This window comes from Leucobacter massiliensis (assembly GCF_002982315.1).
Classification (GTDB): domain Bacteria; phylum Actinomycetota; class Actinomycetes; order Actinomycetales; family Microbacteriaceae; genus Leucobacter; species Leucobacter massiliensis.
The window spans coordinates 58,013-83,527 of the sequence record NZ_MWZD01000012.1 but is presented as its reverse complement, the minus strand read 5'-3'; the positions used below and the strand labels follow the sequence as shown (position 1 = coordinate 83,527).

General features: G+C 70.6%; 26 protein-coding genes and 1 tRNA gene. 15 read left to right on the top strand and 12 right to left on the bottom strand.

Annotation, left to right across the window (positions count from 1 at the left end; all coding sequences use genetic code 11):
• Positions 1-2: 2 nt before the first annotated feature.
• Positions 3-1,715: a peptide ABC transporter substrate-binding protein gene (locus tag B4915_RS01435; RefSeq protein ID WP_105804068.1), complete on the bottom strand. Its 1,713-nt coding sequence runs from the start codon at positions 1,713-1,715 to the stop codon at positions 3-5.
• Positions 1,716-2,040: 325 nt separating this feature from the next.
• Between B4915_RS01435 and B4915_RS14820 the strand changes: the two genes are divergently transcribed.
• Together B4915_RS14820 and B4915_RS01420 are read left to right on the top strand one after the other, a co-directional pair.
• A complete protein-coding gene (locus B4915_RS14820) occupies positions 2,041-3,582 on the top strand; it encodes a nitrilase-related carbon-nitrogen hydrolase (RefSeq protein ID WP_245907286.1) in 1,542 nt (513 codons plus the stop codon).
• 62 nt (positions 3,583-3,644) lie between these two features.
• Positions 3,645-4,160, top strand: coding sequence for an Lrp/AsnC family transcriptional regulator (locus tag B4915_RS01420; RefSeq protein WP_105804067.1), 516 nt, complete (start codon positions 3,645-3,647; stop codon positions 4,158-4,160).
• Here B4915_RS01420 and B4915_RS01415 read toward each other — a convergent pair.
• A complete protein-coding gene (locus tag B4915_RS01415; RefSeq protein ID WP_181158418.1) occupies positions 4,140-4,595 on the bottom strand; it encodes an Lrp/AsnC family transcriptional regulator in 456 nt (151 codons plus the stop codon). The two genes, B4915_RS01420 and B4915_RS01415, sit on opposite strands and share 21 nt — an antisense overlap.
• A gap of 108 nt (positions 4,596-4,703) precedes the next feature.
• Here B4915_RS01415 and B4915_RS01410 point away from each other — a divergent pair, with 108 nt between their 5' ends.
• On the top strand, positions 4,704-6,002 hold the full coding sequence (locus B4915_RS01410; protein WP_105804065.1) for an MFS transporter: 1,299 nt from the start codon (positions 4,704-4,706) through the stop codon (positions 6,000-6,002).
• Positions 5,995-6,777 (top strand): MerR family transcriptional regulator, encoded by a 783-nt coding sequence (locus tag B4915_RS01405; protein ID WP_105804187.1) that lies wholly within the window; start codon positions 5,995-5,997, stop codon positions 6,775-6,777. The genes B4915_RS01410 and B4915_RS01405 overlap by 8 nt, the downstream gene beginning before the upstream one ends.
• Before the next feature lie 29 nt (positions 6,778-6,806).
• Here B4915_RS01405 and B4915_RS01400 read toward each other — a convergent pair whose 3' ends face one another.
• From B4915_RS01400 to B4915_RS01390, 3 genes are read right to left on the bottom strand one after another with little or no spacing between them, the layout of a single operon-like run.
• Positions 6,807-7,472 carry an ABC-2 transporter permease gene (locus B4915_RS01400; protein ID WP_105804064.1) on the bottom strand — a complete coding sequence of 222 codons (666 nt, stop codon included), beginning with the start codon at positions 7,470-7,472 and terminating at the stop codon, positions 6,807-6,809.
• Complete coding sequence (locus B4915_RS01395) at positions 7,469-8,323, bottom strand: ATP-binding cassette domain-containing protein (protein WP_105804063.1); 855 nt, start codon at positions 8,321-8,323, stop codon at positions 7,469-7,471. The genes B4915_RS01400 and B4915_RS01395 overlap by 4 nt, the downstream gene beginning before the upstream one ends.
• Positions 8,320-8,715: a GntR family transcriptional regulator gene (locus B4915_RS01390; protein WP_219845066.1), complete on the bottom strand. Its 396-nt coding sequence runs from the start codon at positions 8,713-8,715 to the stop codon at positions 8,320-8,322. Before B4915_RS01390 ends, B4915_RS01395 begins: the two co-directional genes overlap by 4 nt.
• Before the next feature lie 264 nt (positions 8,716-8,979).
• On the opposite strand from B4915_RS01390, the gene B4915_RS01385 reads away from it, so the two are divergent.
• Positions 8,980-9,735 carry an SDR family NAD(P)-dependent oxidoreductase gene (locus B4915_RS01385; RefSeq protein WP_105804061.1) on the top strand — a complete coding sequence of 252 codons (756 nt, stop codon included), beginning with the start codon at positions 8,980-8,982 and terminating at the stop codon, positions 9,733-9,735.
• A 160-nt stretch (positions 9,736-9,895) separates the two neighbouring features.
• A complete protein-coding gene (locus B4915_RS01380) occupies positions 9,896-11,089 on the top strand; it encodes a thiolase family protein (protein ID WP_105804060.1) in 1,194 nt (397 codons plus the stop codon).
• A gap of 123 nt (positions 11,090-11,212) precedes the next feature.
• On the opposite strand, the gene B4915_RS01375 is transcribed toward B4915_RS01380, so the two are convergent.
• Positions 11,213-11,296 (bottom strand) — tRNA-Leu (locus B4915_RS01375).
• Positions 11,297-11,464: 168 nt separating this feature from the next.
• Here B4915_RS01375 and B4915_RS01370 point away from each other — a divergent pair.
• The 7 genes from B4915_RS01370 (at position 11,465) to pknB (ending at position 20,585) form a co-directional block, all read left to right on the top strand.
• On the top strand, positions 11,465-12,256 hold the full coding sequence (locus tag B4915_RS01370; protein WP_105804059.1) for an FHA domain-containing protein: 792 nt from the start codon (positions 11,465-11,467) through the stop codon (positions 12,254-12,256).
• Entirely contained in the window at positions 12,253-12,846 is a 594-nt protein-coding gene (locus B4915_RS01365) for an FHA domain-containing protein FhaB/FipA (protein ID WP_105804058.1), read from the top strand. Before B4915_RS01370 ends, B4915_RS01365 begins: the two co-directional genes overlap by 4 nt.
• A 2-nt stretch (positions 12,847-12,848) precedes the next feature.
• A complete protein-coding gene (locus B4915_RS01360; protein WP_105804057.1) occupies positions 12,849-14,120 on the top strand; it encodes a Stp1/IreP family PP2C-type Ser/Thr phosphatase in 1,272 nt (423 codons plus the stop codon).
• On the top strand, positions 14,113-15,504 hold the full coding sequence (locus B4915_RS01355) for an FtsW/RodA/SpoVE family cell cycle protein (protein ID WP_105804056.1): 1,392 nt from the start codon (positions 14,113-14,115) through the stop codon (positions 15,502-15,504). Before B4915_RS01360 ends, B4915_RS01355 begins: the two co-directional genes overlap by 8 nt.
• The gene (locus B4915_RS01350; RefSeq protein ID WP_105804055.1) at positions 15,501-16,988 is read left to right on the top strand and encodes a peptidoglycan D,D-transpeptidase FtsI family protein; all 1,488 of its coding nucleotides are present in this window, start codon (positions 15,501-15,503) and stop codon (positions 16,986-16,988) included. The genes B4915_RS01355 and B4915_RS01350 overlap by 4 nt, the downstream gene beginning before the upstream one ends.
• A complete protein-coding gene (locus B4915_RS01345) occupies positions 16,985-18,817 on the top strand; it encodes a protein kinase domain-containing protein (RefSeq protein ID WP_105804054.1) in 1,833 nt (610 codons plus the stop codon). The genes B4915_RS01350 and B4915_RS01345 overlap by 4 nt, the downstream gene beginning before the upstream one ends.
• Positions 18,818-18,887: 70 nt before the next feature.
• Positions 18,888-20,585 carry a Stk1 family PASTA domain-containing Ser/Thr kinase gene (gene pknB / locus B4915_RS01340; RefSeq protein ID WP_181158417.1) on the top strand — a complete coding sequence of 566 codons (1,698 nt, stop codon included), beginning with the start codon at positions 18,888-18,890 and terminating at the stop codon, positions 20,583-20,585.
• Between the two features lie 15 nt (positions 20,586-20,600).
• Here the strand turns inward: pknB and B4915_RS01335 are convergent, their stop codons facing one another.
• The 3 genes from B4915_RS01335 to B4915_RS01330 are packed head-to-tail and all read right to left on the bottom strand — an operon-like array spanning position 20,601 to position 22,170.
• On the bottom strand, positions 20,601-21,236 hold the full coding sequence (locus B4915_RS01335; RefSeq protein WP_105804052.1) for an anthranilate synthase component II: 636 nt from the start codon (positions 21,234-21,236) through the stop codon (positions 20,601-20,603).
• On the bottom strand, positions 21,233-21,391 hold the full coding sequence (locus B4915_RS14595; RefSeq protein WP_181158416.1) for a hypothetical protein: 159 nt from the start codon (positions 21,389-21,391) through the stop codon (positions 21,233-21,235). The genes B4915_RS01335 and B4915_RS14595 overlap by 4 nt, the downstream gene beginning before the upstream one ends.
• Positions 21,391-22,170: a class E sortase gene (locus B4915_RS01330; protein ID WP_245907284.1), complete on the bottom strand. Its 780-nt coding sequence runs from the start codon at positions 22,168-22,170 to the stop codon at positions 21,391-21,393. Before B4915_RS01330 ends, B4915_RS14595 begins: the two co-directional genes overlap by 1 nt.
• Positions 22,171-22,346: 176 nt before the next feature.
• Between B4915_RS01330 and B4915_RS01325 the strand changes: the two genes are divergently transcribed.
• Positions 22,347-22,625 carry a cell division protein CrgA gene (locus B4915_RS01325; RefSeq protein ID WP_105804050.1) on the top strand — a complete coding sequence of 93 codons (279 nt, stop codon included), beginning with the start codon at positions 22,347-22,349 and terminating at the stop codon, positions 22,623-22,625.
• A gap of 169 nt (positions 22,626-22,794) precedes the next feature.
• Here B4915_RS01325 and B4915_RS01320 read toward each other — a convergent pair whose 3' ends face one another.
• Positions 22,795-23,733, bottom strand: a complete 939-nt coding sequence (locus tag B4915_RS01320; RefSeq protein WP_105804049.1) for a rhomboid family intramembrane serine protease — start codon at positions 23,731-23,733, stop codon at positions 22,795-22,797.
• Between the two features lie 7 nt (positions 23,734-23,740).
• Positions 23,741-24,250, bottom strand: coding sequence for a peptidylprolyl isomerase (locus B4915_RS01315; protein WP_105804048.1), 510 nt, complete (start codon positions 24,248-24,250; stop codon positions 23,741-23,743).
• A gap of 176 nt (positions 24,251-24,426) precedes the next feature.
• Here B4915_RS01315 and B4915_RS01310 point away from each other — a divergent pair, with 176 nt between their 5' ends.
• A complete protein-coding gene (locus tag B4915_RS01310) occupies positions 24,427-24,918 on the top strand; it encodes a DNA/RNA helicase (protein ID WP_105804047.1) in 492 nt (163 codons plus the stop codon).
• 70 nt (positions 24,919-24,988) lie between these two features.
• On the opposite strand, the gene B4915_RS01305 is transcribed toward B4915_RS01310, so the two are convergent.
• Complete coding sequence (locus B4915_RS01305) at positions 24,989-25,492, bottom strand: NUDIX hydrolase (RefSeq protein WP_105804186.1); 504 nt, start codon at positions 25,490-25,492, stop codon at positions 24,989-24,991.
• Between the last annotated feature and the right edge of the window lie 23 nt (positions 25,493-25,515).

Sequence of the window (25,515 nt, the reverse complement as noted above, 5' to 3'; positions counted from 1 at the left end):
GACTACTCGCCCGTTCCCGAGAAGCTCCAGTGCACCGAGCTCGTGGTGTCCCACGGCCCGTTCCAGGAGTCGTCGGTGACGCCCTGCAGCTTCGAGGACCAGGCCCACGCGGTCGGGGAGGCATAGATGGGGATCGCCGGGCGTTCGGCCGCGAAGAGCTCGTTGGCGGCGTGCACCGCCTCTTCGCGCAGCTCCGGATCCAGCTCCGAGGTGACGGTGTCGACGAGGGCGTCGTACTCGGGGTTGCTCCACCAGGCGTAGGAGTAGCCGGGCGCGTCGGGGCCGGCCGGGATGTTCGCCGTCCGGAACTCCATCATCCACTCCGAGGGGTCGGGCAGCTTGCCCGCCCGTGACATCATGAGGTCGAAGTCGCCCGTGGCGAGCAGGCCGCCGTCGGCCGCGTCGCCGAACATGATGTTGGAGGGGACGTTCTCGATGGTGGTCTCGATCCCGATGTCCTTCAGGTTCTGCTGAATGACCTGCTGGTAGAGGGCGCGCACCTCGTCGCCGCTGATCGTCTGGAACTTCAGCGAGGCGCGCACGCCGTCCTTCGTGCGCACGCCGTCGCTGCCGAGGGTCCAGCCGGCCTCGTCGAGCAGCTTCCGCGCAGCCTCGGGGTCGTAAGGCACGGTCTCGGTGAGCTCGCCGCCGAAGCCGGAGTAGACAAGGGAATTGCTGAGCGTGCCGAAGCCGCCGAGCACGTCGTTCAGCACGCCCTCGCGATCGATCCCGCGGTCGATGGCCTCGCGGATCGCGGGATCGCCGAGCACGGGGTGCGGCGTGCCGAGCTGCCCGCTGTCCGAGTTGTTCAGCCACAGCCACTCGACGAAGCCCGTGTTCTCCGGCTTCTCGTGCAGCTCGATGGGGGCGCCCGACTCGACCGCTTCGGCGACCTCGTCGAGATCGCCCGCGGTGAGCCCGAAGACGAGATCGAACTCGCCGCGGGTGAAGCCGCCCACCGCGGTGGTCAGATCGGGGTTGATCTTGACGGTGACGCCGTCGAGCAGCGGCTGCGTGTCCGGTCGCCAGTAGTTGTCGTTGCGGACGAAGGCGATCTCGTCTCCGGAGGTCCACTTCTCGATCTTGAAGGGGCCGGTGCCGGTGGGCTCCCGCAGCTCGGGATGGTCCTCGGCGATGCTCGGGCCGTCGAAGCGGTGCTGGGGCAGCACCTGCGTGAAGAGGTTCAGGTAGTTGGGCTGGGGCGCCGTGAAGGTCACGTCGATCGTCTGCGGGTCCTTCACGGCGTAGGAGGCGATGGAGGCGTATTCCGCGTCGGGGATCGCGAGGGTGCCGGGCTCCTTCGTGACGTCGATCGTGAACGCCAGGTCGTCGGTGGTGAAGGGCTCGCCGTCGGACCAGGTGATCCCCTCGCGCACGGTGTAGGTGACGGTGAGGCCGTCCTCGCTCACCATGCCGTTCTCCTGAGTGGGGATCTCCGCGGCAAGATTTGCGACCCGCTCGCCGGTGTCGAGGGTCGTGAAGAGGGGCTCGACGACGAAGGCGAGGGCGAGGGTCGATCCGCTCTGCGTGCTGAACATCGGGCTGAGCATGCCGGGTTCCTGGGTGAGCGCGACGACCGCGATGCCGCCGGACGCTGGGGCTGCGCCCCCGCCGGGCGAGGCCGAGCAGCCGGCCGCCGCCAGGGCGATCGCCGCACCCGCGGCCACCGCCTGCGCGGCCCGCCGAGCGCGGGACGAGCTGTTGATCTGTTTCAAGGCTCCGTTACCTTTCCTGCTGCGTTCGCGGGCGATGCCCGTGCGTCCGGCGATGAGGCCGCGGACGCCTGAACTGACGATGTTGGGGGCTCCACAAACTCATCAATGTGGAGGTGTTCATCATATGCTCGGCGTTGATCACCGCATATGCCTCGTCTTGGCGAATGTTGGTGGTAATGCGAGCTTCGTGGATTTCCGGGCTCAAGACCACGCAAATCGTAATCCGTCCTGTACCACGGGACACCTCGGAGACAGAATTGAGGCCGCTCCCGCGGGTGCTGTCGGCCCCACAGCACCCGCTCCCACCCCCAGAACGGAGACCCGCTTGAGAATCGCAGCCGCACAGTTCGCGCCGACGACCGACCCCGCGTCGAACCTCTCCACCATCGACGCGCTCGCGGCCGAGGCCGCCGCCGCCGGCGTCTCGATCCTCGTGCTGCCAGAGGAGTCGATGGCGCACACCGGCGACATCGACGGATCGCTCGCCCCCGTCGCCGAGGCTCACTGGGAACGCTTCCGGGACGGCCTCGCTGGCATCGCCGCCGCCCGCCGCATCGCCCTCGTCGCCTCGGGCCTCGAACCGAGCGGGCGGCGGCGTCCCTTCAACACGGTGCTCGCCGTCGACGCCGACGGCCGGATCGCCGGCAGCTACCGCAAACTCCACCTCTACGACGCCTTCGCCTACCAGGAGTCGGCGCGCGTACAAGCCGGCGACGCGATCCCCCCGGTCGTCCAGCTCGCCGGCCGCGCCGTCGGGCTCATCAACTGCTACGACCTGCGCTTCCCCGAGCTCTCTCGCGCCCTCATCGACGCCGGCGCCGAGATCCTCGCGGTCACCGCCGCCTGGATGCGCGGCCGCTGCAAGGAGGACCACTGGAGCACGCTGCTACGCGCCCGAGCCATCGAGAACACGGTGTGGGTGGTCGCGAGCGGCAACGCCTGCGAAGAGTGCGTGGCCGGCAGCAAGGTGGTCGACCCCATGGGCGTCGTCATCGCCGATGCCGGCGAGGTGAACGAGGGCTGGTGCTCGGCCGAACTCCCGAGCGAGCGGGTGGCGAGCGTGCGGCGCTCGCTGCCCGCGCTGGCGAACCGCAGGATCGCCCTGCGCTACACGGTCTCGCGGGCGCTGTTCCTGAAGGCCGCCGTGAACGGCGGCCGTGGGCGCGAGGAGAGCCCGCACGTGCCCCTCACCCCCGAGGAGATCGCGGCCGAGGCCGAGGCCGTCGTGCGCAGCGGCGCGGATGTGGTGCATGCGCACGCGCGCACCCCGGACGGCAGCCAGACGATCGACCCCGAGCACGTCGCCGCGATGGTGCGCGCGGTGCGCGAGCGCGACCCCCGCATCATCGTCGGCACGACCACCGGACTGTGGACGTGTGCGGGACACGCGGACCGCATGGCGAAGATCGCCGGGTGGCCCGAGGAGTGGCTGCCCGATTTCGCCTCGGTCGCGTTCTGCGAGGAGGGGGCCGCAGAGGCGGCGCAGGCGGTGGTCGACCGCGGCATGATGCTGGAAAGCGCGGTCTGGTCGATGGATGACGTGTCGGCGCTGCTCGCCTCACCCACCCTGCACGACAATGTGCGGGTCCTCATCGAGCCGCTCGATGAGGACCCCGAGCGCGCCGTCGCCGACTGCCGCGAAATGGCGGATGCCCTGCGAGCCGGAGGGGTGACCGCACCGCTGCTGTACCACGGGCTCGAGGGCTCGACGTGGGCGGTCGTCCGCGCCGCCATCGAGGACGGGGCGGAGGTCCGCGTCGGGATCGAGGACGTCACGGTGGACGAGCGGGGTGCGCTCGCCTCGAATAGGATGCAGATCGCGGAGGCGCTGCGGATCTCCGACGAGCTGCGCGCCCCCCGCGTCTGATCGCGGGCCGGTCCCTGGCTTGCCGGCCGCGGGGACCGCCGGCCCGGGACAGCGGCGGAGCGATGGAGAAGGGTGACGGCGCGATGGACGAGATCGACACGACGATCCTCGCACTGCTCGGGCGCGACGGCAGGCGTCCCTTCACCTCCATCGCGAGCCAGCTCGGACTGAGCGAGGGCACGGTGCGCAATCGCGTGCAGCGCATGAGCGACAGTGGCATGCTCGTCTTCGTGGCCCTGTGCAACCCGCTCTCGCTCGGGCTCCAGGCGCTGCGCCTGTTCATCTCGGTCGACCGGGCCGCGCACATCGAGGCGGTCTGCCGGGCGCTTGCCGAGCTGCCCCACACCAACCGCGTCTCCGCCGGCACCGGTTCTCGCGACATCTACGTCGAGCTCACCTGCCGTGATCTCACTGAGGCGCAGCGCGCCCTCGATCAGATCCGATCCATCGACGGCATCGCCGACATGCAGACCTCGGTGCTCACCAGCTTCGACAAGGACCACTCCTGGGGAGGCCTGCGGGGCGGGAGCGGCCAGGCGCTCGCGCGCCCCGGCTCCTCAGCCCTGCCAGACGTATGAGTCCTTGACGACCTCTCCGGTGCGCAGGAACTCGACACGACGCACCCCCTCGAGCGCTGGCAGCTCACTCGTGATGAACCGCTGGAACGCCGCGAGGTTGGGGAACACGACGTCGAGCACCAGGTCCGCCGAGCCCACCGCCTCCGCAATGAGCTTCACCTCGGGCCTGCGGCCGAGCTCGGCGGCGACACGCCGGGCTTCGCCGCCGAGGACCTGCACGGAGACATGACCTTCGACGGCGCCCACCGTGTGCAGGTCCGCGAGGCCGACGACCTGCAGGATGCCGAGCGAGGAGAGCCGGGCGTAGCGGGCCCGCACCGTCGACTCGCTCACGCCGAGCTCCGCAGCGATCTTGCGGAACGGCCTCCGCCCGTCGGCGCGGAGCGCGTCGATGATCCGGCGGTCGACCTCGTCCGCGATCCGCACGTCCACCATTCCGTCCGCCCTCCGCGTCGATGCACGATGCCACCGGCGGCACCGCCTCCACCCCATCATTGTCGCAGCGCTTGACCCCGCCCCTGCGTCAGGGTGCTGACTGGGGCTATGAAGTCCATCCCCGCCGTCTATCTCGCATCCTCGTTCCTGTCGCTGCTGGGCAACTCGATCGCCGGCGTCGCGTTGCCGCTGCTGGTCCTCCAGATCACGGGCAGCGCGCTCGGAGCCGGAGCGGTCGCTGCGGCCTCGGCCGTCCCCGCCGTCTTCGCGGGGCTCGTCATGGGCGTCGTCATCGACCGGATCAACCGGCGCACGGCCTCGTGCATCACAGATCTCGTCTCGGGGGCCTCGGTCGCCGCCCTCCCCCTCGTCGACGCCGTCACCGGGCTGAGCATCGGGTGGTTCGTGCTGTTCGGGATCATCGGCTCGCTCGGCGATGTGCCGGGCCTGACCGCGCGCGAGGCGCTGCTCCCGGCGGTCGTCCGCAGCGGCGGGCTCTCCGCGGAGCGGCTGATGGGTCTGCGCGAGGCGCTCAGCGCCGTCGCGCTCCTGCTCGGGCCGGCGGTCGCCGGCACGCTGCTCGTGCTGTGGGACGCATCGGCGGCGCTCTGGGTGACCGCGGCGACCTCGCTGGCGGCCGCCCTCCTCACGCTGCTCATCCCCCGCCGGGTCGGGGAGATCCCGGCCGCGGGGCGCGCGGAGGGGACCGCTCCCCGGGGCGGCTGGCGGATGCTCCGTGACGGGTGGCGGGTGCTGCTCGGCAGCCCGTTCCTCCTGCTCACCACCGCGCTCAGCCTCGTCTCGGCGCTGCTGCTCGCCGCGCTGCAGGCGCTGATCCTTCCCGTCTACTTCACGCAGATCGGGCGCCCCGAGCTGCTCGGCTTCGTCCTCACGGCGCTGGCTGCGGGAATGCTCCTCGGCGGCGGCGGTTACGCGCTGGCCGGTACGCGGCTGAGCCGCCGCGGCTGGCTGCTCGCAGGCGTGCTCGGCAGCGGCGCGGGTTTCGGGGTGATCGCCGCCCTCGCTTCTCCCGGAGCAGTGCTCGCCGGCGCGGCCCTCCTGGGCGCGGCGAGCGGGGTGTTCGGCAGCCTCGTGGGGGTGCTCATGATCGAGCGCATTCCGGAGGCGATGCGCGGGCGCATCATGGGCACGCAGAACGCGCTGCTGACCGCGGCGCCGCCGCTCGGGATCGTCGCGGCGGCGCTACTCACGGAGTTCGCGGGCCTCGGGGCCGCGGCGATCGCGATCGCCGCGATCTGGATCGGGCCGCTGCTGCTGGGGGTGTTCGCGCCTCCGCTCCGTAGTCTTGACCGGGAGGGGGCGGGCGACGACGGAGACCACGGCAACGATCATGACACCGCTGCCGGCGCCGGCCCGGCTCGGAATGGGGAGGCGCACGGTGCATAGCGGAGAACTCGCGCGGCTCGCCGGAGTGACGGTGCGCGCACTGCGCCACTACCACCAGCGGGGCCTCCTCCCCGAGCCGAGGCGCCGCGCGAACGGCTATCGCGAGTACGATGTGCATCACCTCGTGCGGGTGCTGCGGATCCGTCGCCTCGCCTCGATCGGCGTTCCCCTCGATCGCATGCCGCAACTGCTCGACGAGGCCGCGGCGCCCTGCGGCGACGCGGACGGAGACGCCGCCGTGCTGGAGGAGCTCGATGCCGAGCTCGCCGCGCAGATCGAGCGGCTCACCCGCCAGCGCGCGGTCATCGCAACCCTCCGGGAGCACCGGGCCGCGCTCGACGCCCCGCCCGAACTCGCCCCGTTCCTCTCGGTGCTCCGATCGGCCCGGCTGCCGGCCGAGCTCATCGAGATGGACCGCGACCAGTCGGTGCTGCTCGCGCATCTCGCCGGCGAGAGCGGCCTGCCCTGGCTCAGCTCCGTCTACTCGCGTCTCAGCGACGACGCGCACGCGCAGGCCATCGCCGAACTCACCGGCCGCTTCGCTCGCCTCGACGCCGAAACGCCGGCCGGGGAGGTCGCCGAGCTGATCGAGCGCTTCAGTTCCCTGCTCGGTGAAGCGCTGGCGGGGCTCGCCGACGCCGAAGGGGGCCTGGAACTGGGGGCGGCCGGGGAACTGGTCGACGCCTACGTGCGGGACCGCCTGAACCCCGCGCAGCGGCAGATGCTCGCCGAGCTGCGGCGGCGAACCACGGAGCAGGCCGACGACGGCGCGTGACGCTTCGGCCGGCCCGGGCGCGGACGAGCTCAGAGGTCGCGGCGCGCGTACAGCCGCACGGACACCGCCGCCGAGCCCGCGACCGCGACGGCGAGGACCAGGAGCGCGAGCAGCATCAGGATGCCAGCGCTCGCTCCGGCGACCCACTCCAGTGCGGCTGCGGCGAGTTCGGGAGACAGCAGGGCTGGGGCGAGGAACGCGGCGACGACGAGTGCGAGGGCGAGGAAGGTGATGGGGCGGGCGCGGGTGAACCCGACCGCGAAGAACACCGGGAGCTGCACGCACATCACCAGCCCGGCGAGGGCGATGCCCCCGACGGCGAGCGGCCCGAGCAGCTCGAGATCGAGCGAGGATCCCAGGATCTCGGCCAGACCCCAGGAGAGGAGCAGGGCGACGGCGGCGAGACCGATCACGAGCAGCAGGCAGCTCGCATACCGGCCCCACACGGTGCGGGCGCGGGGGACGCCGAGCGCCGCGTAAAGGGTGTCGAGGCGGCCACGCTCGTCATTGCTGAAGAGATACTGCGGGCCGATGGCCGCGGCGAGCACGACGGCTGCGAAGACCATGCCGGAGGTGTCGTGCTCCGGTGAGACGAGCACGGGCAGGAAGATGATGACGAGAGCGAACAGGCCCTGCCGTGCGTAGGGGCGCAGGGAGCGCAGATCCAGGCCGATCCGGCGCGCGAGGACGGTCATGACAGCGGTGCTCCTTCCCGGTGCTGTTGATGGTGGACGACGATCTGCTCGATGCTGGGGGCGTCGAGCTGCACTGCGGAGCCGAACGCGGCGGAGTCTCGCGTGCGGATGATCCCGTCGAAGCTTCCCTGCCCGCGGCGCAGGCCCCGGATCAGCGGAGCGTTCTCGGCGGTGAGACCGTCGAGGGTGCCGTGGACGTAGGCGAAGTCGGCCGCGAGCTCGTCGAGCGTGCCCGCGTAGACGAGCTGACCACCGTCGATGAACACGAGGTGATCCGCGAAGTGCTCCAGGTCGCTGGTGATGTGCGTGGAGAACAGCACGGTCGCGTCCTCGCGCTGCATGTGCTCGCGCAGCAGATCGATGAGGTCGGCGCGGGCGGCGGGGTCGAGACCGCTCGTCGGCTCGTCGAGGATCAGCAGCTCGGGGTGGTTGCCCATCGCCAGGGCGATCATGAGCTTGTTGCCCTCGCCGCGCGAGAGATCCTTCACCTTCGCGGCCGGATCGATCCCGAACCGCCGGCACAAGCCCTCGAAGTGCGGCCCGTCCCAGCCGGAGCGGAATGCGGCGTAGGCGGCTGCTGCGTCGCGCACCCGCCAGTCGGGCAGCACGAAGGGCTGGTCGAACACGATCCCCACGCGCTCGAGCGGTGGCATCGACACGGTTCCCGCGTCGGGGCGCATCAGCCCGAGCAGCGTGCGTAGCGTGGTGGTCTTGCCGGAGCCGTTCGCGCCGACCATGCCCGTGACGAAGCCGCGCGGGATCGTCAGATCGAGCGGCCCGAGGGTGAAGGTGCCCCGGTGCTTCGCGAGCCCCTCGGCTCGCACGGCCGCTTCGGTTGCGATGGCGTTCATCTCTCCCACTCCTCCTTCAGCATCCGGGTCAGTTCTTCGAGGCTCACCAGCCCGGTCGGGCGGGCGCGGGCGACGAGCTGCCGCAGTCCGTCGCGTGCGTGATTCAGCGCGCCCTGCCGGGCTCGATCCGGATCGAGCTCAGCGACGAACGATCCGCGGGCGGGGACGTTGACGATCAGCCCCTCGGCGGCGAGCTCGTTGTACGCGCGGGTCGTCGTGATGAGGCTCACCCGCAGCTCGGCGGCGAGCGCGCGCAGTGACGGGAGCGCCGCGCCCGCCTCCAGCTCGCCGGCCAGGATCTGCTGCCGCAGCTGCTCGACGATCTGCTCGTAGAGGGGCACGCCCGAGGTCTGCGAGACGAGCACGCGCAGTTCCATCCGGCCTCCGATCACCAACTATCTATACCCAATATAGACAGTAGTGACGAGCCTCGCAAGCCTCCCGGCTCGCGTCGGCCTCACGCGGCGAACCGGGACGCCGGGACGCCGGGACGCCGGGACCAGGCGCATCAGCCGATGCGGGAGGCGATCCGCACAGCCGGCACGCGAGCTGGCGACTGCCGGCGCCCCTCCATACACTTCTGGTATCGCATTCTCCGCAAGGGCTCACTCAGCGAACGTCACATCATCGGCGAGGACGCCGGACGGGAGGAACGCATGGAACCGGGTCGCAGCTCGGCGATCGTCACGGGGGCGGCATCCGGCCTGGGCGCGGCCTCAGCGGCGGCGCTCGCAGCGCACGGCGCCACGGTGATCGGCCTGGATCTGGCGGACTCCATCGATAAACCGGTTCCGCCACCCGGCGTGCGGCTCGTCTCCGCCGACGTGACCTCCGAGGCGGAGGTGCGTGCAGCGCTCGACACCCTCTCGGACGAGCAACCGCTGCGCATCGCCGTCAACTGCGCCGGGATCGCCCCCGCGCAGCGCATCCTGTCGAGCCGCGGCCCGCACGACCTCGGACTCTTCCGCAGCACCGTCGAGGTGAATCTGGTCGACACCTTCAACGTGCTCCGCCTCGCGGCGGAGCGGATCGCAGCCGCCCCGCCCGACGCGCAGGGCCAGCGCGGGGTCATCGTCAACACCGCCTCGGTGGCCGCCTTCGAGGGCCAGATCGGTCAGGCCGCCTACGCCGCATCCAAGGGCGGCGTCGCGAGCCTCACCATCCAGGCGGCGCGGGATCTCGCCAGAAACGGGATCCGCGTGAACACGATCGCGCCCGGCATCGTCGACACTCCGATGATGGCGTCCCTCAGCGAGGAAGTCCGTCAGGGTCTCGCAGAGAGCGTCGTCTTCCCGCAGCGGCTCGCAGCCCCCGGGGAGTACGCGAAGATGGTGCTCGCCATCATCGACAACGACTACCTCAACGGCGAGACGATCCGCCTCGACGGCGCGATCCGGATGGGGCCGCGATGAGCGGGGAGACGACAGCCCGGCTGGGAGGCGCCGCGATCCGCGCCGTCGGCTCCCGCGCGACGGCACCGGCGGCGCTGGCCCAGCGTGGCCGAGCCGGATCCGCGCACGCTCGAATCCGGCCGTTCGATCCGCCGCCGCCGCGTTGAAAGGTCGTTGAATCATGCCCACCGCCGTCATCGTCGACGCCGTCCGCTCCGCCTTCGGCCGGGGCAAGCCCGGCGGAGCCCTCTCGGGCGTGCACCCCGTTGACCTCGCCGCCCACGTGCTGCGCTCCCTGCTCGAACGCAACGCGCTCGACTCCGCGCAGGTGGACGACGTGATCATGGGCACCTTCGGGCAGGTCGGCGAGCAGAGCTGGAACGTGGGGCGGCACGCGCTGCTCTCCGCCGGCTTCGCCGAGACCGTGCCCGCGACCACGGTGGACCGGCAGTGCGGCTCAAGCCAGCAGGCCGCCCACTTCGCCGCGCAGGGCGTGATCGCCGGTGCCTACGACATCGTCATCGCCGCCGGCGTGGAGTCCATGAGCCGGGTGCCGCTCGGCACGTCCGACGCCGCAGGCGATCCGCACTCCCCCGGCATCCGCGCCCGCTACCCGGAGGGGCTCGTGCACCAGGGCATCTCCGCGGAGCTGATCGCCGCGAAGTGGGGGTTCAGCCGCGACACGCTCGACGCCTTCGCCGCCGAGAGCCATCGCCGCGCGGCAGCAGCAGGCGCCGAGGGGCGCTTCGCCGGGACGATCGTGCCGATCGAGGTCACCGGAGCCGATGGCGGGGCCCGCCTGCACTCCTCCGACGAGACCGTGCGGCCGGGCACCACCGTCGAGGCGCTTGCGGGCCTGAAGCCCGCCTACTACAGCGAGGCGATGGCGGCACGGTTTCCGCAGATCGCGTGGAACATCACCGCGGGCAACGCCTCCCCGCTCACCGACGGGGCGAGCGCGCTCCTCATCATGAGCGAGGAGAAGGCCGGCGAACTCGGTCTCACCCCCCGGGCCCGCTTCCACGCCTTCGCCGTGGTCGGCGACGATCCGCTCTTCATGCTGACCGGCCCGATCCCCGCAACCCGCAAGATCCTCCAGCGCACCGGCCTCACCATCGAAGACATGGACGCCTACGAGGTGAACGAGGCCTTCGCCTCCGTGCCGCTGGCGTGGGCGACAGAGGTGGGCGCTGACCCCGCGAAGCTCAACCCGTGGGGAGGGGCGATCGCGATCGGGCACCCGCTGGGCGCCTCCGGTGCCAGGCTGATGGGCAACCTCCTCGCATACCTCGAAGCCACTGGCGGGCGCTACGGCCTGCAGGCGGTCTGCGAGGGTGGCGGCATGGCGAACGCGACCATCATCGAACGCCTCTGAGCCACCGCGAACGACGGCGCGGAGTCGTGACCGCCGCGTCCCAGGGCGGGGGCTCAAGTCCTCCCGCGCGCACGCACACACGAAAAAGAGGCAGGATCTGCGATCCTGCCTCTTATACTCTCGTGCGCGAGGGGGGACTTGAACCCCCACGCCCTTGCGGGCACTGGCACCTGAAGCCAGCGCGTCTGCCAATTCCGCCACTCGCGCGAGTCGCCGTCCGGCACCGGAGCGCTGGACAACTCCCCTAGCCTATCAGGACCGGGGCCCTCACACCAAAGCGGGCTACACTGCTGGCTAAACTAGGGCCATACCGGCGTGCCGACACGTGCGCCGAGCAGGACCGATCGACATCGAGCAGGCGGGAGGGAGCGGCGCGTGGGCATTCTGGACAGCGTCGAGCGCGGCCTCGAACGCGCCGTCAACGGCGCCTTCGCGCGTACCTTCCGCTCCGGCGTGCAGCCCGTCGAGATCGCCTCGGCGCTGAAGCGGGAGCTCGACATCGGCGCGGTCGTCGTCGACCGCGACCGGGTCCTCGCGCCGAACCGTTTCACGGTGCGCGTCGCCCCGAAGGACGCCGAGCGGCTCCGCGGCCTGGGCAGCACCCTGGAGCAGGAGCTGCGAGGCGTGGTCCTGAAGCACGCGAAGCGGCAGAGCTATCAGCTGATGGGCGACGCCGACGTCGAGCTCCGCCCCGACCCGTCGCTGACCCCTGGCGTGCTCGAGATCGACGCCTCCCGCGTGGAGGGCGACGTCGACTGGGTCGCGGTGATCGAGGTCGACGGCGCTCGGCACGAGCTGGCGCGCGGCGTGACGACGGTGGGCCGCGGCAGCGACTGCGGGATCCGGATCACCGACAGCGCGGCCTCCCGCAAGCACCTCGAGATCGTGTGGGACGGCAAGGCCGGGATCGCCCGAGACCTGGGGTCGACGAACGGCTCCAAGATCGACGGGCAGCGCTTCCGCGAGGCGGCGCTCGCCCCCGGCATCGTCATCACCATCGGGCAGACGGCGCTGCGCTTCCAGCTCGCGCCGTCCCGCTCGACGCAGCCTCGCGGCGGCGGGCGCGCTGCCTCCGCGCCTCCTGCCGCACCGCACACCGCCCCCGCGCGGTCCGCGGCACCCGGGGAGGCACCGGGCATCGACCAGGACTTCTGGAGGGGCCTGTGAGCGAACTCACTCTGCTCGTGCTGCGCATCGGCTTCCTGCTGCTGCTCTGGTTCTTCATCTTCGGAATCGTGTACGCGCTGCGCAGCGACCTCTTCGGGGCGCCCGTCCGCCGGCTGAAGAGCGGCGACGGGCCGGGAAGCGGCTCTGGCGCGGCCCAGGTCTCCGCGGTCGTCGCGGCCGCCCCGCAGGCGCCGCCGGCCCCGCAGCCGCCGCCGACCCCGCTTCGCGACTCCGGCATCGCGCCGGGCGACGCGCTCCCCTCGGCCGGCGGGGCTCTCCCCTCGGCCGCCGGTGCCGGCCCCGCCCGGCACCTCGTGATCACCTCCGGCGTGGCCGACGGCACCTCCATCGCCCTCGACGAGGATCTCATCACGATCGGCCGCAGCAGCGACTCCACCCTCGTCATCGTCGACGACTACACCTCGACCTACCACGCACGCCTCTCGCGCAGCGGCGATCAGTGGATCCTCACCGACCTCGACTCCACGAACGGCACCCGCCTCGACGGCGAGCGCATCACGAAGCCCGTCGTCGTCCCGCCGTTCACGCCCGTCACCATCGGCACCACGACCTTCGAGCTGAGGCCCTGAGCGTGCGAGTGCGGTACGACAGCGCCATCGGCTCCCACGTGGGCATGGTGCGATCGAACAACCAGGACTCGGGCTTCGCCGGGGACCACCTCTATCTCGTCGCCGACGGCATGGGCGGCCACGCCGGAGGCGACGTCGCCTCCGCGGTCGCCGCGAAGTCGATGGCGGCGCTCGACGTCCCCCCCTCCTCCAGCCCGGAGGCGACGACGAACTCGCTGCGCACCGCGATCCTCGAAACCAACACGAAGCTTCGCAACGTGGTCAAGGACCGCCCGGAGCTCGCGGGCCTCGGCACCACCTTCACGGGTTTCATCACGGTCGGCGATCGCCTCGCCCTCGCGCACATCGGCGACTCGCGCCTCTACCTGCTGCGCGACAACCAGCTGCGCCAGATCACGAAGGATCACACCTTCGTGCAGCGGCTCGTCGACAGCGGCAAGATCACCGAGGAGGAGGCGAAGACGCACCCGCGGCGCTCCGTGCTGATGCGCGTGCTCGGCGACGTCGACGCCTCCCCGCAGATCGACACCGATGTGCTCGACACGCGCCCCGGCGACGTCTGGCTACTGTGTTCCGACGGCCTCTGCGGCTACGTCGAAGACCACGACATCGAGAAGATCCTGCGCCGCCGCAGCTCCCTGCAGGGCGCGGTCGACGCCCTCATCGACAAGAGCCTCGCGCACGGCGCACCCGACAATGTGACGGTGGTGCTCGTGGAGACCGAGGCCGCCGAGGAGGCCGACCCGCACGTCACCGCCGAGCTCCCCGAGCCCAACCGCCGTTTCGCGGGCTCCGCGGCGACCACCCCGGACCTGCGCGACGGCGACACCTCGACCGCGCGCACGCGCCTGATGGTGCGCCGCCGCCTGGTGCGCCGCGCGCCCGTGATCGCGGAGAGCCAGTTCGAGCCCCGCGTCGACGAATACCTCGCGGAGCTCATCGCCGAGACCCGCCGCCGCAACCGCAGGCGCCGGCTGCTCTGGGCGCTCGGCGTCGCCGGGGTGCTGATCGCGCTGGCCGGTGCGCTGCTCTTCGGCTACCAGTGGACGCAGAGCCGCTACTTCGTCGGCACCGACGGCGAGACCGTGATCATCTACCGCGGCGTGCAGCAGAACATCGGCTCCCTGTCACTGCACTCGGTGGCGGAGAACACCGAGATCCCGCTCTCCGAGCTCGACGGCCTGGAGCAGCGGCAGGTGAAGCGCACCCTCGGCGCCGGTTCCCTGGAGGAGGCGCGCGAGATCGTGCTGCGGCTGGGGGTGAGCGATGAGTGACGCCAGGGGTGGCGACGCCCGCACCTTCCAGAAGACCCGCACGAGCGAGACGGTGCTGCAGCGCATCACCGCGCTGCGCGCCCCCCGCAAGCTCCTCGGCCTGGAACTCTTCCTGCTACTCTTCGCGATCGCGGTCGGGATCGCGGCGGTCGTCATCATCGATCTGACGGTGAAGGGCGCCCCCACGACCACGCTGCTGCCGATGGGCATCCCCTACGTGCTCGCGCTCTTCGCGCTGCACATCACCATCCGCCGGGTCACGCCCGACGCGGACCCGCTGATCATGCCGATCGCGGCGCTGCTCAACTCGATCGGCGTGGCGATGATCTACCGGATCTCCTTCGCCGACGACGATGCGGATCCGTCCCGGCAGCTGCTGTGGTCGACGATCGCGATCGTCGCCGCGATCGTGCTGCTCGTGGTGATCCGCAACCACATGGTGCTGTTCCGCTACACCTACCTGATGGGGCTCGGCGCGGTGATCCTGCTGCTGCTGCCGATGCTGCCCGGCATCGGCCGCACCATCAACGGCGCGCGCGTGTGGATCGGCATCGGCGGCTTCTCGTTCCAGCCGGGTGAGATCGCGAAGATCCTCCTCGCGATCTTCTTCGCCGGCTACCTGGTGCGCAACCGCGACTCGCTCGCGATGGTGGGCAAGAAGGTGCTCGGGATCCGCTTCCCGCGGGCGCGGGATCTCGGACCGCTGCTCGTGTTCTGGCTGGCGGCGATGTCGGTGCTCGTGTTCCAGCGCGACCTCGGCACCTCACTGCTCTACTTCGGCCTGTTCCTCACGATGCTGTACCTGGCGACCGGGCGTATCGGGTGGATCATCCTCGGGGTGGGCCTGTTCCTCGTCGGGGGGCTCGCGGCGAGCCAGACCCTCGCCTATGTGAACAGCCGCTTCGTGAACTGGCTCGACCCCTTCGCGGACCCGCGCGGCGCGAGCTATCAGATGGTGCAGGGCCTCTTCGGCCTCGCGAACGGCGGCATGACCGGCACCGGCCTCGGGCAGGGGTACCCGGCCGACACGCCGCTCTCGTTCAGCGACTACATCATCCCGAGCCTCGGCGAGGAGCTGGGGCTGATCGGCCTGTTCGTGATCCTCGCCGCCTACCTCCTGCTCGTCGGCCGCGGCCTGCGCATCGGCTTCGCCGGCCAGGACGACTTCGGCAAGCTCCTCGCCGCCGGCCTCGCCTTCACGATCGCGCTGCAGGTGTTCATCGTGGTCGGCGGCGTGACGCGGGTGATCCCCCTGACCGGTCTCACGGCGCCGTTCCTCGCGGCCGGCGGCTCCTCGCTGGTGTCGAACTGGATCATCATCGCGCTGCTGATCCTGCTCTCCAATTCGGTGCGCAACCGACCGAAACTGGTGATCCGCACATGAACAAGCAGCTCAAGTTCCTCACACGCACCGTGTTCGCGATGTTCCTGGTGCTGTTCTTCTCGGTGACCATGGTGCAGTTCGTGCAGGCCGACGAGCTGCGCGCGAACGAGCTCAACGGCCGCACCGTGAAGAACGGGTACAAGGTGGAGCGGGGATCGATCCTCGTGGACGGCGACCCGGTCGCGTACTCCACGCCGACCGGCGACTCCTTCCGCTTCGTGCGCCAGTACGCCGACGGCCCGCTCTATGCCCCGGTCACGGGCTACTTCACGCACACCCAGGGCCGCACCGGTCTCGAGTCCGCGATGAACCAGGACCTCTCGGGCATCGGCAACGCGCAGTTCTTCACGCGGATCATGAACACCCTCAACGGCGTCGCCCCGCAGGGCAGCTCCGTGCAGACCACCATCGACCCCGCCGCGCAGACCGCCGCCGCAGAGGCGATGGCGGAGGGCGGCTTCGAGGGCGCCGTCGTGGCGCTCGAACCGAAGACGGGACGGATCCTGGCGCTCGTCTCCTCGCCGAGCTTCGACGCGAACCTGTTCGCGACGAACAGCGACGCGGAGATCATCGCGAACTACCGCAAGCTCGAGGAGGACCCGACGAAGCCGCTCGTCAACCGGGCCATCGCCGGCGACCTCTACCACCCGGGTTCGGTGTACAAGCTCGTCTCGGCGGCCGCGGCGATCGAGGCGGGCAAGGCGACGCCCTCGACCGAGTTCCCCAATCCCGCGCAGCTCAAGCTGCCGCAGTCCAGCCACGAGATGCAGAACGCCTCGCGCACCTCCTGCGGACCCGGCGAGAAGGCGACGCTGCAGCAGGCGATCGTCATGTCGTGCAACATCCCCATCGCCGAGATGGCGATGGGCATGGACCGCGACACGATCCCCGACATGGCGCGGGGCTTCGGCTTCGATCAGGAGCTGTCCGTGCCGCTCAAGGTGACGCCCAGCACCTCGCCGGTGCCGGAGGACCAGGCGCAGACGGCGCTCGCCTCCATCGGCCAGCTGGACGTGCGAGTGACCCCGCTGCAGGTCGCGATGGTGTCGGCGGGGATCGCCAACGGGGGCGTCGTGATGAAGCCCTCCCTCGTGGACCAGGTCATCACCCCCGATCTGCGGGTCGAGAAGGAGTACACTCCGGAGGAGCTCTCGCGGCCCATCTCGGAGCGAACGGCGAATGCGGTGGCTGGCATGATGGAAGCCGGCGTCTCCAGCCCCGAGGGACTCGCGAAGAACGCGGGCATCGACGGGGTGCGGGTGGCCGGGAAGACCGGCACCGCCGAGAACGGAACGGCCGAGGACGGAAGCGATCTGCCGTTCACCCTGTGGTTCACCGGTTTCGCGCCGGTGGACGACCCGCAGGTCGCGGTGGCAGTGGTGATCGAGGACGGCGGCGGCGAGGCCTTCGGATTTCAGGGCGGCTCGTACGAGCTGCCCACGGCAGTCGGAAAACGAGTAATGGAAGCGGTGTTGAGCGAATGAGGCCAGCGGCAGGGATCACATTCGGCGGACGCTACGAGCTGAGCTCGAGGATCGCCGTCGGAGGCATGGGCGAGGTGTGGAAGGCGACCGACAGCATCATCGGCCGCACCGTCGCCATCAAGATCCTCAAAGACGAGTACATGGGCGATCCGGGCTTCCTCGAACGCTTCCGCGCCGAAGCACGCCACGCCGCGCTGGTCAATCACGAGGGCATCGCGAACGTCTTCGACTACGGCGAGGAGCAGGGCTCCGCATACATCGTCATGGAGCTGGTGCCCGGCGAGCCGCTGTCGGCGATCATCGAGCGCGAGGGGCGGTTGCCGGCGAACCGCGTACTCGGGATCGTGGCTCAGACGGCCACCTCGCTGCAGGCCGCCCACGACGCGGGTCTCGTACACCGCGACATCAAGCCGGGGAACCTGCTCATCACCCCCGAGGGACGCGTGAAGATCACCGACTTCGGGATCGCCCGGATCGCCGATCAGGTGCCGCTGACCGCCACCGGCCAGGTGATGGGCACCGTGCAGTACCTGGCGCCGGAGCAGGCGAGCGGCCACACCGCCACCGCGGCGACCGACATCTACTCCCTCGGTGTCGTGGCCTACGAGTGCCTCGCGGGGAAGCGTCCCTTCACCGGCGAGTCGCAGGTGGCCATCGCGATGGCGCAGATCAACGACACCCCGCCGGATCTGCCGGCGGACGTCCCCGAGCCCGTCCGCAACCTCGTGATGGCGTGCCTCGCGAAGGATGCCGCCGGACGGCCGGCGACCGCCGCGAAGCTCGCCCAGGCGGCGACGGCGCTCCACCGGGGCGATGTGCAGCTCGCCGCGAGCTATGTGCCGCAGGTGCTCGGCGACGCCGAGCCAGCAACCGCGGTGATGCCGCAGCAGACCCGCGTGATGGACGCCGCGACGACGGCGCTGCCGCAGACCACCGTCATGCCCGGCACGGCCGCGCAGCCCGCTGCGGCGGATGCGGGCGAGGCGGAGACCGAGGCCGAGGAGCCCGGCAAGAAGAAGCGCAGCCGCTGGACGTGGCCGCTGATCACGCTGCTCGCCCTGCTCCTCATCATCGGTGCGGGCACCGCGTACGCGCTGTGGGGCAACCGCGGCGGCGAGCCTGCCGCGACGACCACGCCGCCCCCGACGAAGACCACGACCACGACGACGACCACGCCGCCCCCCGCCACGACCGGCGAGATCGACCCGGGGGCGATCGTCGGCATGAACGTCGACGAGGCCGTGGGGTACCTGCAGGGCCTCGGCTTCACGAACATCACCCCGCAGGCGGGCAACCCGGCGCCGGACGACCAGGAGAACCTGGTCACGGCCGTCAACCCGACCGGTGCGAAGGTTCCGCTCGATCAGCCCATCACGCTCACCTACGCCGTCCGCTACCCGGATGCGAGCCAGCCCGGAGCGCCGACCGGTCGCAGCGAGGTGAACTCGGGCCAGGCGTTCACCGTGCAGCTGGCGGAGGCGGGCAGCTTCTGCCCGACCGGTTTCACGGTGAGCAACTACGCCGTGAACGTCGAGGGCGACGGTTCGCTCTCGGGCGTCTCCGGCGCGACCGCGAATCTGCAGGCGAACTCGCTGCGCGCGGGCGACCCGAACGGCACGATCACCATCAGCTACTCGGCGAGCTGCCAGAACAGCGCGGGCGTCACGCGCGAGGCTCCTGCCTCGCCGGCGCTCACGGTGACCGTGAAGGCGCCCTCGTCCTCGGACGGCGCCAGCGACAACGGCGGGAGCGGCGGAAACGGCGGAAACGGCAGCGGGGGCAACGGCTCGAACCCCGGTGGCGGCCCGAGCGGCGGCAGCGGCAACTGAGCCGTGTGAGATCGCGGGACGGCGATCCCGATAAACTTGGAGACAGTCCTTGGGTGCGGAAGAGGTGATCATGCCCGAAACGAGCGATGCGAACGGTGAGCAGCGTATTCTCGCCGGCCGCTACGCCATCGGCGAATTCGTCGGGCAGGGTGGGATGGCCACCGTGTATCGCGGCACCGACACGAAGCTGGGACGCCAGGTCGCGATCAAGGTGATGAAGGCGGATCTCGCCGGCGACGAGCAGTTCCGCTCCCGCTTCCGGCAGGAGGCGCAGTCGGCCTCGCGGATGGCGCATCCGACGGTCGTGCGCGTCTTCGACGCCGGCGACGACCTCATCCAGACGGCGGACGGCCCGAAGCGCCTCCCGTTCATCGTGATGGAGTACGTGGAGGGCACGAACCTCCGGCAGCTGCTCGCGGAGGGCGGTCTCTCGCAGAGCGAGGCCTGCCGCGTCGTCGACTCCGTGCTCACGGCCCTTGAGTACTCGCACCGCGCGGGTATCGTGCATCGCGACATCAAGCCCGCGAACATCATGATCACCAAGAGCGGCCAGGTCAAGGTGATGGACTTCGGGATCGCGCGCGCGGTCTCCGAGACCTCGTCCACCCTGCAGCAGACGACCGCGATCCTCGGCACCGCCGCCTACTTCTCCCCCGAGCAGGCCAAGGGCGAGTCGATCGACGCGCGCACCGATCTCTATTCCACCGCCGTGCTGCTCTACGAGCTGCTCGCGGGCGACGTCCCCTTCCGGGGCGACACCGCGGTGGCGGTGGCCTACCAGCACGTGAGCGAGCGGCCGACGCCGCCGAGCGACCGGAACCCCGAAGTGCCGCCCGAGCTCGACCGGGTGGTGCTCTACGGTCTCGCGAAGGACCGCTCGAAGCGCTTCCAGTCCGCTTCGGAGTTCCGCGACGCGCTGCGCGTTGCGGCCAGCGGCCAGATGCCCCGTCTTGCGCTGCAGCAGCAGGACACCGTCCTGTTCACCGGGGGGGAGGAGATCTCCGAGTCGGATCTCGCGCTCCGGCAGCTCTCGGAGAGCGGCGGCGCGGCGCGCACGCAGAGCCGCCCGCCCGTCATGTGGACGTGGGCGGCGATCCTCACCGTCGGCGCCGTGATCGTGGCGGTCGTGTTCTGGCTGGTCACCCTCGCGCCGCAGCAGTTCGTTCCGGACAACTCGCGCGAGGTGTCGGCCGAGCTCGTCGGCATGGACCGCGCGGAGGCGATGGAACTGCTGCAGAAGCAGGGTCTGCTCCCGCTGACGATCGACGAGACGAGTGACGAGGTGCCCGCCGGGCACGTCGTCTCGACCGACCCGGAACCCGGCACCGTGCTCACGGTCGGGGACACGATCACCCTGCACATCTCGACCGGTCCCGAGACCGCGAAGGTGCCCGAGCCCGACAGCCTCTCGATCGAGGACTACAAGAAGGAGCTCTCGGACCTGGGCCTCACCGTGGGCGTGGAGACGAGCGTGGACGATCCCGTGGCGCCCGCTGGCCGCGTGCTGGACGTGACCCCCGCCCCCGGCACGGACCTGGCCTCCGGGGAGAGCGTCTCGGTCCGGGTCGCCAGCGGCAAGGTGAAGGTGCCCGATGTGGTGGGGCATCCTCTGGAGGGCGCCCGAGCGCTCCTCAGCGGCAACGGGCTCAGCGTCACCTACACGGCGGATCCCTGCCCCGCCGCGGACGGCTTCCCCGTCACCTGGCAGTCGATCGTCGGTGAGCAGCCGCAGGGCGCGGTGCTCGAGATCAAGTACTGCGGCTCCTGATCCGCCGCCTCCCGCTCAGCGTGAGAGCAGGGGGGAGAGCGTCGCCGCGACGCGGGCGGCGTTCGGCAGTCCCGCGAGACTCAGCCAGTTGCCGAGCTGCTGGTACCCGCCCTCGGTGAGCACCGACTCGGGATGGTACTGGACGCCGTAGATCGGCAGTTCGCGGTGACGCAGCGCCATCACGATCCCGCTCGCCGTCTCCGCCGTGACCTCCAGGACCTCGGGCACCGTGTCGCGGACGACGGCGAGGGAGTGGTAGCGCGTCGCGTCGAACTCCGCCGCCACGCCATCGAAGAAGGGGTCGCCGGAGTGGCGGACGCGGGAGATCTTGCCGTGCATGAGCTCCTCGGCGTGGGTGACGGTGGCTCCCATCGCCTCGGCGATCGCCTGGTGCCCGAGGCAGACCCCCAGGAGCGGCACTCCGGTGCGGAGGGCGAGGCCGACCATCGCGATGGAGACGCCGGCGTCGCCCGGCGAGCCGGGGCCCGGGGAGATCAGCACGCCGTCGTACTCGGTGACCAGCTGCTCGAGCTCGCCGGTGCTCACCTCGTCATTGCGGATCACCCGGGTCGAGGCCCCGAGTTGCTGCAGGTATCCGTTCAGCGTGTACACGAAGCTGTCGTAGTTGTCGATGATGAGTATCTGCGTCATGGTCCGACCGTCGCCTCGTCAGTTTGGAAGAACAGGGCCGCCCACGGGTAGACGTAGGCGATGAGCACGTAGACGAGGGCGGCGGCCGCGGCGAGCAGCACGATCACCCGCAGCCACGCGGGGCCGGGGAAGAATCTCCACAGCAGTGAGAACATCAGGCCTCCTGATCCCCTCTCGGCGCCTGCGTGGCGCCCATGGTGGGGTTGAGTTTCAGCAGCTCCGCCGGAGGACCGGCGCTGCGCGGCTGGAACCCCTCGAACACGGAGTAGGCGATGGCGCGCTCGTCGCTGCCCGCCCACTTGGGGTGGCAGGTGGTGAGGGTGAGGATCTGGTCCTCGCCCGGGGATCCTTCGAGGCGCGGGAACGTGTTCGTCACGTCGACCTCGGTGGGGAGCACGTACTCGATCGAGCGGAAGCGGTAGGTGTACCAGCCGTCCTGCGTCTCGACGAAGAGCGGATCGCCGACGCGCAGGTTCATGACCTCGCGGAAGGAGTTGATGAGCGGCCCGGAGCGGTGGCCGGCGAGCACGAAGTTGCCGGGCTCGCCCGGCAGTTGGGTGTTCTCGTAGTGCCCGATCCCCTTCTCGTCGAGGTTGAGCACCGTCCACCAGTCGGTGGTCTCGGCGACGACGTTCGCGTAGGTGGTGCCGAAGGAGGGCACGTGCAGCACCGCGAAGTCCTCGGCCGGATCCGGCTTCGCCGTGACCGGGACGCCGTCCGTCTGCTGGGGCCGCTCCTGCGCATCCCACTGTGCGGAGCGCTCCGCCGAGAGGGCCTCCTGTTTCGAGGTCACCGCGAGGCCCGTGTGCCACGGCTGCCACACGATGTACCCGAGCACTCCGAGGCCCCCGAGCAGCAGAAGCTCACCGATCACCGTGAGCGGACTCAGTCGTGCCCGCCGGCGCCGGCCACCTGCGTTGCGGGACTCGGTCACGTTCGTCATCTTACGCCGCCGGGGCTGAGTGGCAGCTTGGGGATTCCGGTGCCGGGCGACGTCCGGGGCGTTCCGGGGTGTCCCGGGGTGCCGGGACCGGCGGGGCTCCAGGCCACCGGGGCTCGTTCGAGCAGGCGCACACCTCGGATTGCGGGATTCCCGGTAGACTCAGGAGCATGGCAGCAGCTGGGAAGAACGTACGCAAGCGCAAGTCCGCGGAGCTGACGCAGGATCGCGCCGCGACCTCGTCGGCCAGGAACGACGCGCCGAACCCGGTGTGGTTCAAGCCGCTCATGTTCGGCTTCATGCTGCTCGGCCTCATCTGGATCGTGCTCTACTACATCACGAGTTCGACGGCGCTGCCGCTGCCCGTTCCGGCGCTCGGCCAGGCGAACCTCTTCGTCGGCTTCGGGCTCGTGCTGGTGGGCTTCCTGATGACGCCCTGGTGGAAGTAGCACCGTGAGCCTCGCGCGGCGGTGCGGCCGCTGACCAGAATTACACCGGTGTGATTCCTCCCCAGCTGGGGAAAGACCTGTGGATAAACGGCTGCGGCCCCGGCAACACCGGGGCCGCAGCCGTTTCCCCTTCCGGCGCTGCCAGGCGCGGGAGGGCGCGGGGCTGGTCCTAGAAGACCGCGGGCAACGCCACGAAGTACGCGAAGCCGAGCGCCACGAGCACCACGCCCATGCCCGTCAATGCGAGCACCCGGAGCGCACGACGGCGCGGTCCGCGCGTCGCGAGGAGCACGCCCATCACCGCCGCCCCGAGGATCGCGCCGCCGAGGTGCGCCTGCCACGAGATGTTCGCGCCCGGCAGGAGCCCGATCCCGAAGTTGATCGCGATGAGCACCGCCAGCGACGCGATGCTCACCTTCGCCGCACGGTACGCGACGAGCGTGGCGGTCAGCAGGCCGAAGATCGCCCCCGACGCTCCCACGGTCGGCACGAGCAGGGTCGCCGGCTCGGCGTACACCCAGAACATCACGAACAGCGAGCCGCCCAGACCCGAGAAGAGGTACAGCGTCAGGAACGCCGCGCGCCCGATCATCTGCTCGAGATTGCGCCCGAACAGCCACAGCGCGTACATGTTGAAGAGGATGTGGAGCAGGAAGCCCGTCGAGTGCGTGAACATCGCCGTGAGCATGCGCCACGGCTCGAAACCGACTCCCGCGGTCGCGTCCATCGGCGGCAGCGAGTAGAGCGGTGCGTACCACAGCGCCCTCGTCACCTCGTCGGCGCCGAAATAGCGCGTCAGGAGCTGAGCGACGAACACCAGCACGCACAGCAGCATGATGCCGTACGTCACCGGCGCATCGAGCGCCGCGATGCGCCGGCTCGTCACCCTGGCCGAGCGTCCCGCCCGCCGCGCAGTGCCCGGCTGGGCCTGCTTGACGCACTCCGGGCAGAGCACGCCCACGGCCGACACCACCTGGCACTCGGGGCAGATGGTGCGGCCGCAGCGCTGGCAGAGCGTGAAGCTGTGCACCCGGGGATGGCGATAGCAGACGTCGTCGGGTCCGTAGGCGACGCGCTCGCCGTACGTCGGGCCCTGTCCGTTCGCCATCGGCTGCCTAGGCCTTGACGACGTCGACGCCGCTGATCACGACGTCCTCGACCGGCCGGTCCATCGCGCCCGTCTGCACCGCCGAGATCGCATCGACCACGGCCTTCGAGTCGTCGTCCGCGACGACGCCGAAGATGGTGTGCTTGCCGTTGAGCCAGTCCGGCGCGGTCGTCGTGATGAAGAACTGCGAGCCGTTCGTGCCGGCGAGCCGCCCCGTCATGTCGGGGCGCTTGCCGGCGTTGGCCATGGCCAGCTGGTACGGCTGATCGAAGACGAGCTCGGGGTGAATCTCGTCGTCGAAGGTGTAGCCGGGGCCGCCGGTGCCGGTGCCCGTGGGGTCGCCGCCCTGGATCATGAAGCCCGGGATGATGCGGTGGAAGATCACCCCGTCGTAGAAGCCCTTCTCGGCGAGGTCGACGAAGTTCTTCACCGTCTTCGGCGCGTGATCGCCGAAGAGGTTGAGGACGATGTCGCCGTGATTGGTGTGGATGGTCGCTACCGCGGTGTGAATGGTCATGCGCTCTAGTGTATGGCGGCTGCCCGGCTCGCGCGCTGAGCGGGAGGATGGTACCAGCCTGAGAATGACGCGCAAGCGCTGCGGCGCGTCCGGCCGGCGCGGCCCCGTTCGGTGTAGCGTTGAGGCAAGAGCGATGTCGCTCTGAAGCATCGCATCGCCGAGCAAGGAGGACAGGTATGAAACTCTCACGCAAGCGCCGCCGCGAACTCCGCCGACTGCGGAACGACGCCCAGGAGCTGCTCGAGCAGCAGCGCGTCGTGCTCGGGCACGCCGGCGAGGTGCTGCAGAAGGCGGGCCGTCAGGCGAAGCACCTGAGCGACGAGCATCTCGCCCCGCGCGTCGACGAGACGCTGGAGGCGGTGCGCCCCACCGTGGATCGCGGAGTCGCCTCCGCCCGCCGCGCGGCAGACAACGTGCGCCGCTTCACGGCGCCCTTCGTCGCCAGCGCCCTCGCGCGCACGATCAGCACCCTGGACGAGCTCGACAACCCGAAGGCGGCCAAGCAGGTGCGCAGCTTCGGCGAGCGCTCGGGCTACCTCAAGAAGAAGCGCAGCGCCGGGGGGATCGTCGCCATCGGCCTCGGCGTCGTCGCCGCCGCGGGCGTGGGCTACGCCCTCTGGCAGGCCTTCCGCACCGACGACGAGCTCTGGGTCTCGCCCGAGAGCTGAGCGGCCTTCGCGTCGAGGGGCGCCGCGGCAGGGACGCGCCGCCCCTCGCGAGTGACCCCCTCGGGGGACGCTAGGGCTTGCCGGTCTTGCCGCCCGCTTTGCCGCCCTGACGGCCCGAGGACCGCCCGCCCTGCCGGCTCTGCGGCCGCCGGCCACCGCCGATACCCGCCATCCGCAGGCCGGTCTGCACGAGCGAGAGCGTGCGCAGCGCGCGGATGTCACGAATGGGGACCCAGCGAGCCTCATCCGAGGAGCCGCCCACCTCATTGCGCAGCGGCCCGTCCTTCACGGTCGCCCGGTACACGATCCTGATCGTGTGCAGTTCGGGATCCCGTCCCTCGCACACCTCTTCGCGCACCATCACGCGGGAGTCGACGCCGAGGAGCTTCCCGACCTTCGCCTCCAGACCCGTCTCCTCCAGCACCTCGCGCACCACCGCGTCGCGAGGGTCCTCTCCGGCCTCGAGGCCACCGCCCGGCAGCGTCCACCCGTGCAGGTGCCCACGGCGCCAGTGGGTCAGGAGAATCTGCCCGCGACGCTCCACGACGGCGTATGCGGCCACTCTCAGGTCCATGCGCTCACCGTCCCCGCCCGCCG